The sequence below is a fragment of the Kaistia sp. MMO-174 genome (genome assembly GCF_037147815.1).
GTDB lineage: Bacteria > Pseudomonadota > Alphaproteobacteria > Rhizobiales > Kaistiaceae > Kaistia > Kaistia nematophila.
The window spans coordinates 444131-462644 of the sequence record NZ_JBBCUO010000004.1 but is presented as its reverse complement, the minus strand read 5'-3'; the positions used below and the strand labels follow the sequence as shown (position 1 = coordinate 462644).

The 18514-nt window shown below is 62.8% G+C and carries 17 protein-coding genes; 12 read left to right on the top strand and 5 right to left on the bottom strand.

The window, feature by feature from the left end:
* Nucleotides 1-37: 37 nt before the first annotated feature.
* A complete protein-coding gene (locus tag WFK98_RS17125) occupies nt 38-790 on the top strand; it encodes an SDR family NAD(P)-dependent oxidoreductase (RefSeq protein WP_336801092.1) in 753 nt (250 codons plus the stop codon).
* A 59-nt stretch (nt 791-849) separates the two neighbouring features.
* Here WFK98_RS17125 and WFK98_RS17120 read toward each other — a convergent pair whose 3' ends face one another.
* From WFK98_RS17120 to WFK98_RS17110, 3 genes are all read right to left on the bottom strand, one after another.
* Entirely contained in the window at nt 850-2079 is a 1230-nt protein-coding gene (locus WFK98_RS17120) for a Zn-dependent hydrolase (protein WP_336801091.1), read from the bottom strand.
* A 65-nt stretch (nt 2080-2144) separates the two neighbouring features.
* Nucleotides 2145-2501 (bottom strand): RidA family protein, encoded by a 357-nt coding sequence (locus tag WFK98_RS17115; RefSeq protein WP_336801090.1) that lies wholly within the window; start codon nt 2499-2501, stop codon nt 2145-2147.
* Entirely contained in the window at nt 2498-3142 is a 645-nt protein-coding gene (locus tag WFK98_RS17110) for an isochorismatase family protein (RefSeq protein WP_336801089.1), read from the bottom strand. The genes WFK98_RS17115 and WFK98_RS17110 overlap by 4 nt, the downstream gene beginning before the upstream one ends.
* Nucleotides 3143-3268: 126 nt before the next feature.
* Between WFK98_RS17110 and hydA the strand changes: the two genes are divergently transcribed.
* A complete protein-coding gene (hydA, locus tag WFK98_RS17105; RefSeq protein ID WP_336801088.1) occupies nt 3269-4654 on the top strand; it encodes a dihydropyrimidinase in 1386 nt (461 codons plus the stop codon).
* 37 nt (nt 4655-4691) lie between these two features.
* Here hydA and WFK98_RS17100 read toward each other — a convergent pair whose 3' ends face one another.
* Nucleotides 4692-5597 carry an IclR family transcriptional regulator gene (locus tag WFK98_RS17100; protein ID WP_336801087.1) on the bottom strand — a complete coding sequence of 302 codons (906 nt, stop codon included), beginning with the start codon at nt 5595-5597 and terminating at the stop codon, nt 4692-4694.
* Between the two features lie 244 nt (nt 5598-5841).
* Here WFK98_RS17100 and WFK98_RS17095 point away from each other — a divergent pair, with 244 nt between their 5' ends.
* The 5 genes from WFK98_RS17095 (at nt 5842) to WFK98_RS17075 (ending at nt 11079) form a co-directional block, all read left to right on the top strand.
* Entirely contained in the window at nt 5842-6981 is a 1140-nt protein-coding gene (locus tag WFK98_RS17095; RefSeq protein WP_336801086.1) for a BMP family ABC transporter substrate-binding protein, read from the top strand.
* Nucleotides 6982-7053: 72 nt separating this feature from the next.
* The gene (locus tag WFK98_RS17090) at nt 7054-8601 is read left to right on the top strand and encodes an ABC transporter ATP-binding protein (protein WP_336801085.1); all 1548 of its coding nucleotides are present in this window, start codon (nt 7054-7056) and stop codon (nt 8599-8601) included.
* A gap of 7 nt (nt 8602-8608) precedes the next feature.
* Nucleotides 8609-9694: an ABC transporter permease gene (locus WFK98_RS17085; protein WP_336801084.1), complete on the top strand. Its 1086-nt coding sequence runs from the start codon at nt 8609-8611 to the stop codon at nt 9692-9694.
* 8 nt (nt 9695-9702) lie between these two features.
* A complete protein-coding gene (locus tag WFK98_RS17080) occupies nt 9703-10611 on the top strand; it encodes an ABC transporter permease (RefSeq protein ID WP_336801083.1) in 909 nt (302 codons plus the stop codon).
* Nucleotides 10612-10821: 210 nt separating this feature from the next.
* Nucleotides 10822-11079, top strand: coding sequence for a hypothetical protein (locus tag WFK98_RS17075; RefSeq protein ID WP_336801082.1), 258 nt, complete (start codon nt 10822-10824; stop codon nt 11077-11079).
* A 1792-nt stretch (nt 11080-12871) separates the two neighbouring features.
* Here WFK98_RS17075 and WFK98_RS17070 read toward each other — a convergent pair.
* Complete coding sequence (locus WFK98_RS17070) at nt 12872-13144, bottom strand: hypothetical protein (RefSeq protein WP_336801081.1); 273 nt, start codon at nt 13142-13144, stop codon at nt 12872-12874.
* A 556-nt stretch (nt 13145-13700) separates the two neighbouring features.
* Here WFK98_RS17070 and WFK98_RS17065 point away from each other — a divergent pair.
* From WFK98_RS17065 to WFK98_RS17045, 5 genes are read left to right on the top strand one after another with little or no spacing between them, the layout of a single operon-like run.
* Entirely contained in the window at nt 13701-14981 is a 1281-nt protein-coding gene (locus WFK98_RS17065) for an ABC transporter substrate-binding protein (RefSeq protein WP_336801080.1), read from the top strand.
* A 26-nt stretch (nt 14982-15007) separates the two neighbouring features.
* Nucleotides 15008-15784, top strand: a complete 777-nt coding sequence (locus tag WFK98_RS17060) for an ABC transporter ATP-binding protein (protein WP_336801079.1) — start codon at nt 15008-15010, stop codon at nt 15782-15784.
* Nucleotides 15777-16496, top strand: coding sequence for an ABC transporter ATP-binding protein (locus WFK98_RS17055; RefSeq protein WP_336801078.1), 720 nt, complete (start codon nt 15777-15779; stop codon nt 16494-16496). Before WFK98_RS17060 ends, WFK98_RS17055 begins: the two co-directional genes overlap by 8 nt.
* Nucleotides 16496-17380, top strand: a complete 885-nt coding sequence (locus tag WFK98_RS17050) for a branched-chain amino acid ABC transporter permease (RefSeq protein ID WP_336801077.1) — start codon at nt 16496-16498, stop codon at nt 17378-17380. Before WFK98_RS17055 ends, WFK98_RS17050 begins: the two co-directional genes overlap by 1 nt.
* Entirely contained in the window at nt 17380-18447 is a 1068-nt protein-coding gene (locus WFK98_RS17045; RefSeq protein ID WP_336801076.1) for a branched-chain amino acid ABC transporter permease, read from the top strand. Before WFK98_RS17050 ends, WFK98_RS17045 begins: the two co-directional genes overlap by 1 nt.
* Nucleotides 18448-18514: the final 67 nt, after the last annotated feature.

The window sequence follows — 18514 nt, the reverse complement described above, 5'->3', positions numbered from 1 at the left end:
TTCAACAAATGAGCGGATCGGTAAAGAGGGGATCGCCATGCCACGTCTCGATGAACGAAATGCCCTGGTGATTGGTAGCGCAATAGGCATCGGCAGGGCGGTTGCCCTGGCTCTCGGACGGGAGGGGGCGCGCGTTGTGGTGGCCGACAGAGGACACGAGGCCGAGCGTGGCGAGGTGGTTCGCCAGATTGTCGCCGGCGGCTCCGACGCGCTTTCAGTTCATTGCGACGTCACGACCGATAGCGATGTCGCAGGCGCCGTCGGGACTACCGTCGCGCGCTATGGACGCATCGATATCCTCGTTAACAATGCCGGCATCGGCCAGCCATCCGGGGATTTCGTCGATATCGACTGGTCGAACTGGCAGAGGCTGATCGACATCAACCTGCGCGGCGTCGCGCTGGGAATGCGGTTCGGCCTTCCGCCGATGCTTGCGCAAGGCTATGGCCGCATCATCAATACGGCCTCGCAACTGGCCCATAAGCCGGCCGCCGGCGCGGCCATCTACAGTGCTGCAAAGGCCGGCGTCGTCGCCTTGACCTCGGCGGTCGCGCAGGAAGTCGCCGCGCGTGGCGTGCTCGTCAATAGCGTCTGCCCGGGCCCGACCGACACCGCGACCTGGCGCGAGAGTCCTGACGACTGGCGAAAATGGAAAGAGGCGCAGCTGCCGATCCAAAGGATCGCGCATCCGGACGAGATCGCATCCGCCTATGTCTATCTTGCTTCGGACGAGGCGAGCTTCATGGTAGGCCAGTCCATCTCGCCCAATGGCGGCGACGTGACCTGGTGAAGCACAGGCTCCGCCATCGCAGGGGGCGGAGCCTGTCGTCCGCGGCAGCCGCTCAGAAACTAGAGCCCGTTGCGCAGGATATCCTCGGCCGCGTCGGCGAGCACCTGGCAGCCGAGAACCAGGTCGGCATCCTCCGTGTTCTCCGTCCAGTGATGGCTGATGCCGCCGATGCTCGGCACGAAAAGCATCCCGGCCCGCATCTTGCGCGCCACGAGCTGGGCATCGTGGCTGGCGCCGCTCGGCATGCGCGTGTGGCTGTCCGCGCAATGCCGCTCGGCGGCGCGTTCAAGTGCGTCCTGGAACGCCTCGTCCATGCGCCGGGGATGTCCCTTTGCGATCCGCTCGATGCTCGCGGCGCAGCCGGTTCGCGCGGAAGTCTTTTCGACCAAATCCCGCAACGCCGCGTCGAAGCGCTCGAGCGTTGCCTCGTCCTCATCCCGGAACTGGAACAGGATCTCGGCACCGCCGGGGATGATGCTGGCCGCGCCAGGCGAAACCGTGACGCGGCCCGTCGTCCAGACCGACCGGGGGCCGGCGATGTCCGGGAAGCGTTCGGCGATAGCGCATTGCAGCCGGGCAGCCGCCACCCCGGCATCCTTTCGGATCGCCATGCGGGTGGTGCCGGCATGGTTCTGTATGCCCTCGAACACGATGCGGTACTGCCAGATTGCGACGATGCTCGTCACGATTCCGATCCGGCGACTCGTCGACTCCAGGAAGTCGCCCTGCTCGATATGCGCCTCGAGATATCCGACATGGCGTCCCGGTTCGAAGAAGCTGCGCGAGGTGCCGGCGAGGCCCGCTTCCTTCAGGGCGTCGCGCAAGGGTTGGCCGGTATAGGCATTGGTCGCGGCGTCGATCTCCGCGTCGGAAAGGTCGCCGACATAGGAGCGGCTGCCGAGCAAGGCGATGTAGTGGCTCTCCTCATCCGCCCAGGCGACCGGGGCGATCGGAAGCCCGGTGCAGTCCGGCGCCTCCGCGAAACTGCGCGCTACCTCCAGACCGAAGATGACGCCCATCGCTCCATCCAGCCAGCCGGCGTGATTCTGCGATTCCGCGTGCGAACCGATCATCAGCGATGGCCTATCGCCCCTGGAATGACCGATGACATTGCCGACGCCGTCGATATGCGCCGCGAGCCCAGTCTTCTCATATTGGGAAACCAGCCAGCGGCGGCTTTCCATATCCTCGACCGTATAGGTCGGGCGGTGGACTCCGGTCTTGTAGGCGCCGAACTGCGCGAATTTCCGGAGATCCGTCAGCAGTCTATCTGCGTTGATCCTGGGCATTGTCGACTCGCGATCTGGATAGGGATGACAAGCCGGCGCGATGGATGCTGCGCCGTCGTGATGTCTCAGCGAAGCGCGGTGACCATGATCTCGCAATTCAGTGCCGGGTCGGCGAGCGCGGCCTCGACGCAGGCGCGCACCGGCTTGCCGGCGTCGGCGATCCAGGCGTCCCAGACCTTGTTGAACTCGTCGAACGTGTGGATGTCGGTCAGCCAGACCTGGGCCTGGACGAGGCGGGTCTTGTCGGTGCCCACTCCGGCCAGCTCCTTGTCGATGCGCTCGAGAATTTCCGTGGCCTGGGCCGTGACGGAGTTGCCGCGCTCGCGCACGGCCGTCAGGCCGGCGGTGAAGACGAAGCCGCCCGCCTCGACGCAGAGGCTCATGCGATGGTTCTGGTTATGGCGGTTGATTGCAGTGGTCATTGGGCAGGGGTCTCTTTCAGGTAGCTGGACACGTCTTCGAGGCTCATCACGTCGGCGTAGCGAAGGTCGATGTCGGTCAAGTTGACCTCATGCGCCAGTGGCGACCGGTCGCCCACGGCTTCCCTCACGACGATCGTGTGCAGATTGACGTTGTGCGCGCTTTCGGCCGTGGCGCGGACGCACCCGCTCGTGCTGCAGCCGGTGATGATCAGGGTGTCGATTCCGCCGCCGACGAGGTAGCTGTCGAACGGCGTGCCCCAGAACACCGAGGCGCGCGGCTTGACCAGAAGCGGTTCGTCGGCCCGCCGGTTCAGTCGCGGATCCAACTCGACCATCGACGACCCGGCGTCGAGCGAGCCGAGTTGGCTGAGGTGAAGCATCTTGCGGCCATAGGGTCCCGCGACGTCGCTTTTCTCGAAGGCCATCGTGGAGAAGAAGACCGGATGACCCGCGGCGCGCGCGACGTCGATCAGCTTCACCGTGTTCTCCAGCACGGGGAGCAGGCCGGATGACCCTTGCGGCGATGCGTCATCGAGCCAGGACCTGGCCATGTCGATGACGACGATGGCGGGGCGCTTGCCGAACCCCACCCTTCCTCCGAAGCCGCTTCGCTCATAGAGCGTTCTCGCCTCTGCGTACATTTGTTTCTCTTTCTGTATACGGGATACAATCTTGTTTACAGGAAACTCTAAGCCTGATTTCCTGCCTGTCAAGCACACACCGGCGGCGCAGCGGCGCCCGCCAAGGGCAAGCAGGGGGAGTGAAGAGTGCTGGATCTTCTCATCGAGAACGGCCTGGTCGTAAACGCGTCCAACACGTCAGAGGCCGCCATCGGAATAAGCAACGGTAAGATTGTTCAGATCGGGGGCGCGTCCCCGGAGGCCAGAAGAACTATAGATGCCGCAGGAATGTTGGTCCTTCCGGGCGGCGTGGACGTGCATACGCACCTCGATGCCCCAGGCGCAGGGTTCAATACCGCGGATGATTTTCGATCGGGGACCATCGCCGCGGCCTGCGGCGGAACGACAACGATTGTCGACTTCTGCCAGCAGGCGCGCGGTCAAACGCTACGCGAAGCCCTGGATGGCTGGCACGCCAAGGCTTCGGGCAAAGCCGTGATCGACTATGGCTTCCACATCATCGTGGTTGATTTCAATCCGGGTGTGGAGGCCGAGCTGGGCGGGCTTTCCCGCGAAGGCGTGACCAGTTTCAAGCTGTTCATGGCCTACAAAGGCGCCCAGATGGTGGATGATCGAACACTGGTGCGCACCCTTGCCCAGGCCCGCCGATCTGGTGCTCTGGTCATGGTGCATGCCGAGAACGGTGACGCCGCCGATTTCCTGGTCGAGCAGAATCTGGAAGCCGGAAACACCGCCCCCCGATATCACGCGCTGAGCCGTCCGCCACGCGTGGAAAGCGAGGCGACAGCTCGCGCCATCGCTCTCGCCGAGCTGGTCGGCGCGCCGATCTACATCGTCCACCTGACGTGCCAGGATTCCCTGGACGAGGTGATGGCGGGACGGCGGCGCGGTGTCGATGTAACAGCCGAAACCTGCACGCACTATCTCTACGCAACGAAGGATGACCTTGCCCGTGACGGCTTCGAGGGCGCCAAATGGGTGTTCACGCCGCCAGCCCGTACGGAGCAGGATCAGGCGGCGCTGTGGCGGGCGCTGTCGTCCGGAGCGCTGCAGGCGGTGTCTTCCGACCATGCGAGCTGGTCGTTCCTGAAGCACAAGCAGTTGGGACGGGACGATTTTTCGAAGATCCCAAACGGTGCGCCTGGAATCGAGGAGCGATTGACCCTGGTCTATCAGGGCGTGAACGAAGGCCGTTTCAGCGTGAATCGATTCGTCGAAATGGTGTCAACTACGCCGGCGCGCCTGTTCGGTCTCTACCCGCAGAAGGGCAGCATCACCGTCGGCAGCGATGCGGATCTCGTGATCTGGGATCCGAACGCCACGGCCACCATCCGCCAGGAAAATCTGCACCACGCTTCGGACTACACGCTTTATGAAGGGCGCAAGGTTCGGGGGCTGCCGATGACGGTCTTGCGGCGGGGCGAGGTGATCGTGGAAAATCGTGAGTTCGTCGGCGGCGAGGGCGGCGGTCGCTATCTCCAGCGCAAGCCCTACGATCGCGCTCGACTCTAGCCTCTGCGAGGGGCCATTCCAGGGCGCCTCCTTGCATCTAGCTCGGAAAGTCGGGCGGAACCCCGGCCGCGAGGGCGCGATGGATCTGGGCGACGGTCCGCTGCATCTCGCGCGCGACTTCGGCTTCCCGCGGCAGCATCGTCCCCGTCAGTGACGAGATATTGAAAACATAGGCGACGCGGCCGGAGCGGTCGAAGATGGGCAGGGCGAGCGCCATCAGCCCTTCCGTGAATTCGCCGACCGACCGCGCGTAACCGCGGCGGCGCGTTTCGCCGATCTCGGCGCGGATGGCCTGCGCCTCGAGGAGAGAATGCTCAGTGTAGGCGATGGGCCGCCAATTGTGCATCCAGCGATCGATCCGCTCAGGCGACTGCCATGAAAGATAGGCCCGCATTTGCGCTGCCGCATTGCGTGGAAAGCGATGGCCGACCGGGAAAGAGACTTCCATAATGTGATGGGCGTTGATCCGGTCGATCACCACGAACGAATCATCCGAGAGCGGCTCAGTGATGACGCATGGCAGTTCCAGATGTTCGACGAGCGTCGTCAGGAGTGGGCGGATCACGCTGATGATCGGGGAGCTCAGCAGGGACGAGGCATCGCTAATGATGCCGGACTGAAGTCTGTAAGTCTTTGAGGTCTCATCGAAACTGAGCCAGTCGAAGTGGGTCAGCGTCTTGAGTAGCGAATGGCAGTGGCTGCGCGAGATTCCAAGGGTCGTGGCGATCTCCGTCAAGCCCGCCGGGCGCGGAGCGCGCTTGTTCAAATAGGAGATGATGGCAATGCCGTTCTCGAGCGCGGGAACGATGCCGGCCGCCTTTCGCTCGCTGACGTAGTTGCTGCCCGGACTGAGCAGCCAATGATCGTTTTCATACTTTAGCTTGGCGTTGGTCGAGGTCTCCAGGCCAGATGACGCGCCTTTGGCCCCAGTCTTCTCAGTCATTTGAATACTAACCTTCGATCCCTGACGCCCGCTGCAATCATAGCAGCCCATAGGTGCTCGCTTCAAACCTGTCCATGGGCTGCGATTGGACACGCGGTCACGTGGGGATTGCGCGTGAGCCCAACAAGGCGCTTGACGAACGAATCTGTCGATGCAACGCTTCTGTTAAGAGATGCTGTTCCTGTATATAGAAACAAGCATCCAGCTACCAGGGCTTTTCCAGAGCGCGAACGAGGAGTTGCATATGTTTGAGAAGTGGCTCGATCTCGAAGATCGGTTCAACCGGGGAACGATGTCCCGCCGCGGGCTGCTGAAGGGCGCGATGAAGCTCGGCATGTCGACGGCCGCCGCTTATGCGTTCGTGGGTGCCGTTACGGATCCGCGTGCACCGCTCAGTCATGGCGGGATCGGTCAGGCCCGCGCCGCGGCGAGCGCCAAGACGCTCAACGCCGTGCTGATCACCATCCAGCGTGCCGGCGATCTCGGCCCGGTCGACACGATGATTGCCGGATTCAAGCGTGGCGCCGAGCAGCTCAACTACAATGTGCGCGTGGTCGAGGCGCTACAGGGTGACTATCAGGGCGCGCTGGAGGCATCGGCAGCCGAGAAGCCGGACCTGATCATCGGTCTCTTCCCGCCGATGGCGGATCCGCTCGAGCGCGCGGCGAAGCAGTTTCCGGATACCCATTTCGCCAACCTGATCGGCATTGTTCCGGACGGGACGCCGAACCTTAAGTCGGTTTGGCACGCCGGCCAGGATGGGACCTACCTCACGGGCGCGCTCGCCGGCATGGTCTCGACCGAGAAGCTTCTCGGTGTCGATAGCGATACGCTGGGTGTCGTGCTCGCGGTCGAGAACGGCGAGCAGCACGGCTACCTCGCTGGCTACCAGCAGGGCTTCAAGGCGACCAACAAGAACGGCAAGGTTCTCTTCAACGTCATCGGCGGCAATTCCCCGTTCGAGGATCCGGTCAAGGCCGCGCAGCTTGCGGCCGTCCTGAAGGAGCGCGGCGCCGGTATCATCGGCGTGAGCGGGGGCAAGAGCCAGCACGGGGTGCTGAGCTCGGCGCAACGTCTGGGCTATATCGGACTGGGCATGGACAACGACCAGTGCCTCCAATATCCGGACACCTGTCTGGCCTCGATGCTCGTCTTTCTGGATAACTGGGTCATTGGCGTGATGGAAGAGGTGCGGAACGGGACATTTGCCCCGGGGCATCACTATGTCGGCTTGCCGGACGGTGCTCTCGATATCTGTCCCTTCAGCGATGCTGACCACAAGCTCGGCTCTAGCCTGCCGAAGGTTATCGCCGACACCATCGCCAATATGCGGGACCAGGTGCGCACGGGCGCGATCAAGATTTCCGGCACGCCCGAACTCTGATCCCGTCCCTCATCGCCGACCCGGCGTCGTCGGGCCGGCACTTGATACCCGTCCGTTGTGCCGAGGCATTGCATGGCCAATCCGATCATTGAGCTTGTCGGCGTCACGAAGCGCTTTGGCACCTTCGTCGCCAATGATTCCATCGATCTGCGTGTCAATGCAGGCGAGATCCATGCCATCGTCGGGGAGAACGGCGCTGGCAAATCGACGCTGATGAAGGCGCTCGCCGGCCTGCAGATGCCGGATGAGGGCCAGATCCTGTTCCGCGGCAGCGAGGTCGTCCTGCGCAATCCGGACGTGGCGATGAGCCAGGGCATCGCTATGGTTCACCAGCATTTCTCGCTTGTCGGGTCGCTGAGTGTCGCTGAGAACATCGTCATTTCGAACCCTCCACGCTGGGCCGGCCTCTTTCAGCGCCGGATCGCCGAGAGACAGGTCGCCGACTTGGCCGAGACGTATGGTCTTGCGGTCGATCCCCGCCAGCGCCTGGGCGAGTGCCGGGTCGGCGTCCAGCAGCGCGTCGAGATATTGAAGGCGCTCTATCGCAATCCCGATGTCCTGATCCTCGACGAGCCCACTGCGGTTCTCACCCCCCAGGAAACCCAATCCCTGCTTGGCCAGCTCCGGCATCTGAAGGCGTGCGGAAAGACCATCATCTTCATAACACACAAGCTGAAGGAGGTAATGGCGCTGGCGGACCGGGTCACGGTCATGCGGGCAGGTCGCGTGACGCTTGGCGTCGAGATTGGCGAGACCAACCCCAACCTCCTTGCCACGGCGATGGTGGGGCACGAGGTCCTGGCGGGTCGACGGTCAGAGGCCGTGCCCCGAGGGGAAGAACTCGCTCGGCTCGAGAACATCTGCAGCGATCCCGATACAGAGGGCGCCACGCGCCTCGACGATGTATCCCTCGCCCTTCGTCAGGGTGAGATCGTCGGGATCGCCGGTGTCGAGGGCAACGGGCAGTCGGAACTGATAGAAGTCATCGCGGGGATGCGAAGGCCTCGATCGGGGCGCCTGACCCTAAGGGGTACGGATGTCACGGCGCGGCTGAGCCCGGCCATCATGCGTCGTCACGGCGTGGCCCATATCCCAGAGGACCGGATCGCCACCGGTCTGGCAACGCCTGCGCCTCTGCTAGACAATTTGATCATGGGGGCACACAGAATAGGCCCGGTTGGTTCGGGTGCCTGGCTCGACATGGCGGCGGCGCGGACCCATGCGGCAAGACTGATCAAATCCTTCGACGTGCGTCCCGGCAATATCGCGGCGCCAGCCGGTAGCCTGTCGGGTGGCAACATGCAGAAGGCGATTTTCGCCCGCGAGTTATCCAGCGATCCCGAAATCATCATTGCCGCCCACCCGACGCGCGGCGTCGATATCGGAGCGGCGGAATTCATCTACGAACAGCTGCTGGAGCGCCGCAGGCAGGCTGGCATAGTGCTGGTCTCGTCAGATCTCGATGAGATCCTGCGGCTCTCGGACCGGATTATCGTCATGTATCACGGTCGGATCATGGCCGAGGCAGCGCCGTATGAGCTCACCCCCGAGAAACTGGGTCTTCTGATGGCCGGTATCACGCCCGAGGCAGGCAGCGTCGATCGATCGGGGAACCAATGAGATGACTATGCAATCCACCCTGGAGAGTGGTGGCTCTGTCGGATCCGGCCATCTTGCTCGGGCCTGGGCGGCATTGCAGATGCCGCTGATCGCCACCGGCGCCGGACTTGCCATCACGACCGTGCTGCTGTTCACCATGGGAGTGAACCCGCTCGATGTTTATGCGGCGCTTCTGCGCGGCGCGCTGGGCAGCCTATACGGCGTCTCCTCGACGCTGCGATGGGCGACGCCGCTGATCCTTGCGGGCGTTGCCGTCACCGTCGGTTTCAAGGCCGGGCTGTTCAATGCGGGCCTGTCCGGCCAGATCTATTTGGGCGGCTTCGTCGGCAGCCTCATCGGCTTCGGCGTGCTTCTGCCAACTGGCCTTCACCCGGTTGTGGCTATCCTCGGGGGCGGCTTGGCAGGCGCCTTCTGGGCCCTCATCCCCGCTTTGCTCCGCCGTTACCTGGGCGCCAGCGAAATCGTGACCTCCTTGATGCTCTGGTATGTGGCGATCGGCATTTCTGACTTTCTCGTGCGGCAGTTCTTCCGCGATCCGACATCGGCCGCGTTCCTCATGTCCGTGAAGGTGGCCCCCAGCGCGATTCTGTCCTCGTTCTTTCCCGTCGGGAACGTGTCCCTGATGCTGTTCGCCGCGATCGCGCTAGCGCTTCTGATGTCCCGGCTGATGTCGAATGCCAAGATTGGCTACGAAATCCGCATGACGGGAGCCAATCCGGCTTTTGCCTACTATGCGGGCGTCCCCACGGGAAAACGGATGATCCTGGCCTTTTGTGCCAGCGGGTTCATCGCCGGCATGATCGGCGCCTCGGAGAGCCTCGGCATCAACCAGCGCTTCGTGTCGCAGTTCGATCCAGGCTTCGGCTTCGACGGATTCCTGGTCGCGCTCTTGGCCAGTGGCAGTCTCGCCGGCTGCATCCCGGCCGGCCTGTTCCTTGGCATCCTCAAGGCCGGCGGCATGGAGATCGAGCGCACGCTCGGCGTCTCCAAGAGCATCATCTGGATCCTGCAGGGATCCATCATCCTGTTCGTGTCCGCCTACAATCTGCGCAGCTATCTGCGTCGGTTCGTGGCGGCCCTCAAGCCCCGCTGAGGCCCGCCATGGATATCTTTACCCTTTCTCTTGTCAGCTCTGCGCTCGTTGCCGCGACGCCGCTGATCTGGGCCGCCATGGGTGGTCTCGTGAGCCACCAAGCCGGCATCTTCAACTTCACGCTGGAGGGGTTGATGCTGTTCGGCGCCTTCTTCAGCGTGCTCTTCGGTTCGCTGATCGGCAATGTCTGGGCCGGGATCCTGCTCGGCGGTTTGATGTGCGTGGTGCTCAGCGTCGTCTGGGGCTGGGTTGTAATCGATCTCGGCGCCGACCAAATCATCTCGGCGCTCGGCTTCATCCTGCTGGCTCAGGGTGGAACGGTTTTCCTGATGAGTGCTCTGCTCGGTCAAAGCGGCGGCATCTTCTCGCCTGTTCAACTCGCCATGATCAACCCGCTCTTCCTCGCATCGATCCCGGTGCTCGGGCCATTGTTGAGCAACTATACGGCGCTCACCTATCTTTCCTGGCTGTTGCTGCCGCTCTTCCTGTTCGTGCTCTACGGCACGACATTCGGTCTCGCTCTCCGGGCTGTCGGCGAGAAGCCGGAGGCCGCGACGGCAGCCGGCATTAGCGTACGCGGCATCCGCTACGTCGCAATCGCTATCACGGGCTTCTGCGCAGCCATGGCGGGAGCCCAGCTCTCCTTGGGCCTCCTGGGCATGTTCACCGACAACATGACCGCTGGACGCGGAATCATTGCCTTCGCAGCCGTTGTCTTCGGCCGCCATCGCCCCGTGACGGTTTTCCTGGTTGCCTTGTTCTTCGGCTTCGCTGGAGCATTGACCGATCGTCTACAGGGCTTCGGCCTGCCGAGCGAATTGCTGCTGACCTTGCCCTATCTGCTGACGGTGGTGGCGCTGGCGGCCTCAGGCTTGATGGTTATGCTGCGCAGAAAAGGTGTGCGACGCCATATCTGAGCGACTCGGCAAGGGGCGAACTGTCATGATCGGCAGGCAGGCCGCTGCCATCCTAGACAACTGGTGATCTGGACTAGGGCGAGTATAACCGACCTACCTTCGCGGGCGGACCAGGATGTGGTGCTCAGCAGATCCGAAATCACGTCATAGACGACGCCGCCAAGCTCGAGAACTCGGGCGGAGCTTTTGAGGGGTTGATGAGCCTACCAGTTGGGCAAGGTGACGATCCAAAATGATCAATACTTCCTGCTGCGCTGGCTCGAATACACCGAGACGCGAGCTATAATGGTGGTGTCCAAACGAGGGGAGCGCTCATTGGGCGAAGCCGAGCGAGGCCGCCCTGAAGGCCCGGTAGATCTCAGCTATTTCGTGCGCAAGCGCACCAATATCGTTTGGCTGTTCTACTATTTGGGGCGCGTTCCGCTCGAGCAACCCAAGCGCGATATCAACGAGGAGGTGTCGTCCTAGGAACCGCGGCTGGTACCCTCCGGCAGTAGGTAGGAGTGGCAGCTTTCAGGAAGCCGCACTTGAGTTCTGCAAGACCAAATGGGGGCGCGGAGCTGCCGTTCATGTCGCTCACACAGCGCTTCTTGCCGCGGGCTGAGGCGGAAGGATAGCAAAGAACGACAGCTGGCGCCGCCTCCGAGGCTGAGGCGCATCCTTACGGCCAGGGCAATTCCTCATCATTGATAGCCGACTCCTCCTGCATGGGCGCAGGTCGTCGGGCAGGAGACGCGCCGACGGTGACGTTTTGGCCCGCTCTGGCGCGGAAAGGTGCCGGCGACCGCGATGAGTACCAGCTTTGGGCGTCCCGCGCTCTCGAGCTGGGGCAGGCTGAGCTCGCCGAGCATCGCGGCCGATGAGATGCCTAGGGGGACAACGTATATCGAACGCCGGCATTCACGGGCATTGTTCGAGAAGACGAGTTTGTCCCATTCTAGTTCTTCGTTCGGTTGCGGCAATGTCATCGCTGACGGCTGTTGTCCTTGATGCGGCCCCGTCGCCAAAGGTGTCAATGTTGAAGACACCGCGTGAACAAAACGGCGGTTTGCCTGTGAGATCCGTTCCTCCGGATCGTACCGAAACGCATCGCAGCCCATCGTCGACCAAAATCCAGCGTAGAATCCAATCTGCGCGCCCTAGGGGGGCATCCAAACCGTTAAATCGTCACCACACCCTAGTGAAACGCCTTCGGCTTTCCGTACGTAGCCCGCATGCTCTCTCTCTGCTTGTTGTCCACTCAGCAGTGGTCTGCCTGCATTGCCTGCACTGGATGTCGCATGCAATAATCCATTGTCGCTATTCGGCTTGATCACTGGATGCGATGCGCAATCGCGCAAAGACACGGGCCCCCGCTATGTCGGGCGGCCTACCGAATACAATACCCTTTGGGAAACAGGTGGGGCGTGCAACCCCGTGTCTGCGCGTGATCAACCGCCCGGCGCCAGCCGGGCTTTGGTACGGGGAAGACATGGACGAACAATCTGTAAGATTTGCTGTGGGCATGGCAGCTTTTTCGCTCCCAAGCCTCCTTGTGACGTTTGCTGCCGCCTGGCTCTTGTCATTGGTTCTTCCAAAACCGAGAGCCAACTGGAAGCACAGTTTTTCGGCTCTTATCCTTACTTGGTTCGGCGTGGTTTTGCTCGCTCCGTGGATGGCTTTGAGCTACCCTTCGAACGGCCCGCAATGGAAACTCTATGGATTGCAGCTGGGGATTGGGTTTTTGCTTCTGGCAGTGCTGCCTCGATGGAGGCCCGGTCGTTCAGCGGCTCCCTCGGCATAAGTTTGGAAGTTCTCGGCGTCATCATCAATAATTCGTCGGAACCAATACACGCTGCCGAAACTATGCGGCGTGTATTGGTGAAAAATCCGCCGACGCTAGGCCTTGGCCTCTCATAGGCCATCTCAAGGCGGTAAGATCGTCTGGAAATAAGCATCTGATAGGTCGCTGCTAACCTAAGTCAAGAAAAGCGACAGTTGCCTTCTGGCTGACCGATCATCTTGGCCGAAGCTACTCACATCCTGACACCGTCTCTCCCTCAGAGCTCAGGCTATTGAAATCCTTACTCGCCGGCGCTTTCACCGAGAGGACGGCGCGGCATTTCCCTACGCTGTAAAAAGCGGCGCGCCGGCCGACAAGACAGTCCCGAACCCGCGAGCCGCGCCAGCGGCTTAAACTAGGTCAGCCAGCCCGCCGGCCGAGCCGCCATGCAGGGCTTGGTACGAACGGACCTGACGGTGCGCGACGAGCAGGACCTTCTCACCAACTATCGCCGTCTGTCGCCGAATAAGCGAGCCGCCGTTCTGGATAGCCGAACCCGCCGACAACGTGGTCGGCAAGCTCTCGGTCGACGCGGCCAATCGGATCGAAGATCCGCATGCCTATCGCGCCCTTGCGCTGATCAGTGGCACCAAGCCAGGCGACGCCGATGCCTATCGCCAACAGCACCCACCCGATCCACCCCCGATCTCGGATGTCGAGCTGGACGACCAGGAATCTATCGAGGGCCCATTCGACAACGGCCTGGAACACGTCGGTGATAGCCGTGACGTCGGCGGTCGCGATCGTCGTCCCCAGCGGCAGCAGTGTCGTGCCCCAAGGCCAGCGGAGAAATCGAATATGCGGTCCCAGATATCCTTCTTGCCCTGTGCCAGCGGAATCCGGGTCAGGTCGATGCCGATCGCCTCGACGTCATCGAGGGTGGGCACCTGGTCTTCCCTGACCTCCCACTGTGCCCGAGTTGCCGCAACGGTCTCCTCCAGGGTCGGAGGCGACGACCACGGACAGCACCATCGCTTCGAACGGGCCCGATGGAACACCGCAAGCACGCCGCGGTGCGGCGTATTTCCGACCTCAAGAGCGTCGATCCAGGACACCGCCGGCGCGTCCTCGGACGTGCGGTAACGAGCGGCTGCATACCCCACTCGGGATAGCTCCAGTGAAGGCGAAGGCGGCGACCCGGCCGGTGGGGCCAAGCCGTAGCCGTTGTCGGACTGGGCCGCCACCCGCCGCGACGGAGCGCTCGATATCACCTACCGGTGCGGCCACCACACTTCATCGACCTGCTAAAGAAACATATGCATCACTATTGACTCATGATGAAACAATTGTTCTCTTTGTCTCGAAGCCTGATGCCATGTGGATCACATGGGACGGGAGGATCGAGGAGGAGGAGAACTCGATGAGGAATTTCGGACGAGGTGTTCTCGCGGTCGCGTTGGCGAGCGGAACGATGGTCTCGGCGGTATCCGCCTTTGCTGCGGATCCAATCATTGTCGGCGCGGCTGTCGCCCGCAGCGGCTGGATGGTCCAGTACGACGAGGGTCCACTGAACGCCGCCAAGCTGGCGATTGAAGAAATTAACGCCAAGGGCGGCGTTCTAGGTCGCCCCTTGTCACTGGTTATTTCCGACAGCAAGACGGACCCCGCCGGCAGCGCTCGCGCCGCCTCCGAAGTGCTGGCGCAGGGCGCCCAACTCGTCATCACGTCCTGCGATTTCGACTACGGCGCACCAGCCGCTCTGACTGCGAACGCCCAGAAGGTCGTCGCGTTCGGCACCTGCGCCGCCGACCCCAAATTCGATGCCTTCGCAATCGGCCCCTACGCCTTCTCGATGGCGACCGCCACGCCCGGCCTCGGCGCACTCTCGGCCGAATGGGCTTTCAAGAAGGCGGGCTGGCGCACGGCCTATGTGCTACTCGACACCATGCTCGACTACAACAAGTCGGTCTGCAGCAGCTTCACGCAGGTCTGGACCGAACTTGCAGGAGCCGACTCGATCATCGGCACGGACACGTTCAACGGCAACGACATGTCCTACCCGGCGCAGATCAGTCGGCTGAAAAACTTGCCGAAACAGCCCGACTTCGTGATGTTCTGCTCGGCCGGCGGCGGCGCCGTCGCCATGCTGCGCCAGATTCGGTCTGCCGGAATCGAGACACAGATCCTCGCTTCCGACTCGATGGATGGCGACAACTGGCTCGAATCCGTGCCGAAACTGTCGAACTTCCAGTATGGCGCCTATGGCTCTCTGTTCGGCGATGACCCGAACCCCGAAGTCCGCGCCTTCATGGACAAGTACACGGCGAAGTTCGGTGCAAAGCCAATCTCGTCGCAGGCACTGACGGGCTACAGCGTTATCCAGGCCTACGCGCTGGCGGCGGAACGCGCCAAATCGCTCGATGCCGACGCCGTCGTGGCGGAGCTGGAGAAATTCAAGGCCGAACCGCTGCTAGTCGGCCAGACCACCTTCACCGAGGATCGCCACATCAACTACGATCGCGGCCAGCTGATCATGAAAGTCGAGGATGGCAAGCACAAGGCTGTCGAGTGGCAGCTGCCCACCAGCGTTCCGAACCCGTTCAAATAGGGACGACCATGTCGGAAGCTGTCGCAATGTCTACGACATCCGGGCCGACGGGCGCGTCGCGGAGCCATGAAAATGGCTCCCTTCGCTGCCGCGCCATCGATGTTCGGTTCGGGGGGCTCGCGGCTGTGACGGCAGTCGATTTCGAGGCTGCGCCGAACGAAATCGTCGGCCTGATCGGCCCGAACGGAGCCGGCAAGACCACACTCGTCAACGTGCTGTCCGGATTTCAGCGCCCAACCTCCGGCGAGGTATGGCTCGGGGACGTGCGGATCGATCGTCGCCCCAGTCACTGGATCAGCCGTCATGGCGTAGTTCGTAGCTTTCAGGCGGTCCGCCTCTTCCAGGGACTGTCGGTGTGCGAGAACATCGAAGTCGGCGCGGTCGCGATGGGAGCATCGCGCAGCGACGCCCGTGAGCAGGCAAATGCCATCATGGATTGGCTCGACCTCGCTTCTGTCGCCGACGTCGCCGTGACGGCGCTGCCCTACGGCATCGAGCGTCGCGTCGGCATCGCCCGCGCCTTCGCCATGCGGCCCCGCTTCCTGCTTCTCGATGAACCGGCAGCAGGCCTCACGATGCGCGAGGCCGACGACCTAGTGAAAGTCATCCTGAATGTGCGCGATCGCATCGGCTGCGGCGTGGTGATCATCGAGCACAACATCCGCCTGATCATGAATCTGTGCGACCGCATCCAAGTGCTGGCGCGCGGCCAGACGATCGCGGAGGGGGCACCGGACGAAATTCGCGCCAATACAGCTGTGACCGAGGCCTATCTGGGACGGAGCGCGACGAGCCATGCTTGAAATACGCAATCTGCATGTTCGCTATGGGTCCATCATCGCTCTGCGCGGCATCTCGCTCAGCGTCGGTCGCGGCGAAATCGTCAGCGTCGTCGGTCCGAATGGTGCGGGGAAGTCGTCGCTGATGCTCAGCCTGACTGGCATCGTCCGTTCTGAAGGCGAGATCCTCCTGGACGGGCAGTCGCTGTCTGGCCTGCCTCCGGAAGCGATTGCCGAAAGCGGTCTCAGCTTGGTGCCGGAAGATCGCGGCATCTTCTCGTCACTGACGGTGCGCGAGAACCTCTCGCTAGGGGGCACCCTGGCCCGGGCGCGGGCCGATTTTGACCGTCGCCTCGATGAGGTCTTCGAACTCTTCCCGATCCTGAGCGAACGGCTGCACGGCAGCGCCGGCAAGCTTTCCGGCGGCGAACAACAGCAACTCGCCATCGGTCGGGCCTTGATGTCGCTGCCGCGACTGCTGCTGCTCGACGAACCGTCGCTCGGCCTGGCTCCCGTCGTGATCGATCGCGTCTACGACGCTATCACCCTGCTTCGTCAGAAGGGCTTGTCGATCCTCGTCGTCGAACAAAACGCGGAGCGTGCGCTCTCCGTCTCCGACCGGACCTTCGTACTTTCGACCGGCTCGGTCGTCATGTCCGGTCCGTCGGAGCAACTGCGCGACGATCCGAATTTCCGCGAAGCCTATTTCGGCAATCTAACCGTGGAGGCCGTCTGATGGACAACCTCGTCCAAAGCCTCGTCGACGCCATCAGCATGGGCAGCCTGTTCGCCCTGATGGCGCTCGGCATCGGCCTTGTCTTCGGCATTATGCGGCTGGTCAATTTCGCGCATGGCGAATTGGTGATGATCGGCGGCTATGGCCTGCTGCTGCTATCCGGCGCGCCGGACGCTATCGCCGCGGTGCTGGTGATCGCCCTGGTCATCCTAGTCGCTCTAGCCATGGAGCGCGTCGCGTTCCGGCCGCTGCGACAGCGTAGTGTCCCGACCTTGCTGATCGGATCGTTCACTGTCAGCTTTCTGCTGCAAAACCTCGTCCTGATGACGATCGGCGCGACGCCGCGCGGCGTCAATTTCGGTTCGTCTCTGTTGAAAAGCGTCAGCTTCGGCAAGATCAGCGTGTCTTACCTTCAGATCGTCATGATCGTGACCACGCTGCTGCTGCTCGTCGCCCTCGCCTCCTTCCTGAAATACAGCCGCTACGGCATCCAGATGCGCGCCGCCGCGGAGAACTTCCGCATGGCCCGCCTTCTGGGCGTCAAGGCCAACCGCATCATCGCGGTGGCTTTTGCCGGCAGTGGCCTGCTGGCCGGTGTCGTTTCTCTGCTCTATGTGGCCCAGATCGGTGCGCTCACCCCGCAGCTCGGCCTTCAACCTGCCGTGGTCGGCTTTGTCGCCACCGTCATCGGCGGCCTCGGCAGCCTCGCCGGCGCGGCGATCGGCGGCTTCGTGATCGGAAGCCTGACCGTCCTGATCGAGATGGTGCTGCCGCTTGAGCTGCGCCCGTTCCGGGACGCCTTCCTCTACTCGGTCCTGTTTGCCCTTCTACTCGTACGGCCCCGTGGCATCATCATTCTGCCCTGGGTCAGGGAGCGCGTCTGATGAGCCTGTTACGCACCCTCAACACCATGCTGCGCGAACTGGCGCCGCTTGTCCTGATCCTGGTCGCACTGGTGGCGCTGACATTCTTGAGCCCTGGATCGTTCGATCGCACCGTCACCGACTGGCTGATCAAGCTCGTCGTGGTGGTCGGCCTGTTCATCTTCATCGGCAATACCGGCGTGATCTCCTTCGGCCATATGAGCTTCATGGCGATCGGCGCCTATGTTTCCGCTTGGCTGACGATCGCGCCGATGATGAAGAAGATGCGCCTGCACGACCTGCCGGACGTCATCCAGGCGACCCAGCTCGATGTCTTTTCCGCCAGCCTGTTCGCCGGCGGCGCCGGAGCCCTCGCTGCCCTCGTGGCCGGCATTCCGCTTCTTCGGCTGACCGGCATCTCCGCCAGCATCGGCACATTCGCCGTACTGATCGTCACGATCTCGATCGCCGGCAACTGGGATGGCCTGACCGGCGGGCGCGGCTCGCTGATCGGACTGCCGGTCTACGTAACGCCTTGGGTAGCCTGCGCGTGGTCGATCGCCGCCCTGATCATCGCATGGGCCTTCACCCGCAGCCGCCTCGGCCTGATGATCCGCGCGGCGCGGGGCGACGAGGTGGCAGCGCGGGCCTCAGGCGTCAATATCTATCGCCAGCGTCTGATCGCCCTGGTCGTCAGTGGTTTCGTCATGGGGGTCGGTGGCTCCCTCTACGGCCACTTCCTCGGCATTCTCTCGGCCAACGCCTTCTTCCTCGACCTGACCTTCATCACGCTGGCGATGCTGGTGGTTGGTGGCATGGAAAGCCTGAGCGGCGCCGTGATTGGAACCCTCCTGGTATCGCTGCTGCTCGAGATCCTGCGACGCTTCGAGGGCGGCTTCAACATTGCTGGCGTCTCGGTCGGCGAAATGCCGGGGCTCGCGGAAGTCGGACTGGCGGTCGTCATGCTCTGCGTGCTGATCGCTCGGCCGAGCGGCATCATGCGCGGCCGCGATCTGGTGTTCCGCCGCCCCAAGGTCGGAGCGGACACCCCGCTGGCGGCGGCCATCCCGGCCGAGCGCAAGGCATGAGAACGCCCGGGACAGGCCGCGACGCCTGACCGACTTCATCTCGGATGTCGCCCCGCCACCGGCGCGC

Excerpts from the sequence above, each read along its gene's own strand:
- WFK98_RS17125 (WP_336801092.1), top strand. The coding sequence starts at position 38 with ATGCCACGTCTCGATGAACGAAATGCCCTGGTGATTGGTAGCGCAATA.
- WFK98_RS17120 (WP_336801091.1), bottom strand. The coding sequence starts at position 2,079 with ATGCCCAGGATCAACGCAGATAGACTGCTGACGGATCTCCGGAAATTC.
- WFK98_RS17115 (WP_336801090.1), bottom strand. The coding sequence starts at position 2,501 with ATGACCACTGCAATCAACCGCCATAACCAGAACCATCGCATGAGCCTC.
- WFK98_RS17110 (WP_336801089.1), bottom strand. The coding sequence starts at position 3,142 with ATGTACGCAGAGGCGAGAACGCTCTATGAGCGAAGCGGCTTCGGAGGA.
- WFK98_RS17100 (WP_336801087.1), bottom strand. The coding sequence starts at position 5,597 with ATGACTGAGAAGACTGGGGCCAAAGGCGCGTCATCTGGCCTGGAGACC.
- WFK98_RS17095 (WP_336801086.1), top strand. The coding sequence starts at position 5,842 with ATGTTTGAGAAGTGGCTCGATCTCGAAGATCGGTTCAACCGGGGAACG.
- WFK98_RS17090 (WP_336801085.1), top strand. The coding sequence starts at position 7,054 with ATGGCCAATCCGATCATTGAGCTTGTCGGCGTCACGAAGCGCTTTGGC.
- WFK98_RS17085 (WP_336801084.1), top strand. The coding sequence starts at position 8,609 with ATGCAATCCACCCTGGAGAGTGGTGGCTCTGTCGGATCCGGCCATCTT.
- WFK98_RS17080 (WP_336801083.1), top strand. The coding sequence starts at position 9,703 with ATGGATATCTTTACCCTTTCTCTTGTCAGCTCTGCGCTCGTTGCCGCG.
- WFK98_RS17060 (WP_336801079.1), top strand. The coding sequence starts at position 15,008 with ATGTCTACGACATCCGGGCCGACGGGCGCGTCGCGGAGCCATGAAAAT.
- WFK98_RS17055 (WP_336801078.1), top strand. The coding sequence starts at position 15,777 with ATGCTTGAAATACGCAATCTGCATGTTCGCTATGGGTCCATCATCGCT.
- WFK98_RS17050 (WP_336801077.1), top strand. The coding sequence starts at position 16,496 with ATGGACAACCTCGTCCAAAGCCTCGTCGACGCCATCAGCATGGGCAGC.
- WFK98_RS17045 (WP_336801076.1), top strand. The coding sequence starts at position 17,380 with ATGAGCCTGTTACGCACCCTCAACACCATGCTGCGCGAACTGGCGCCG.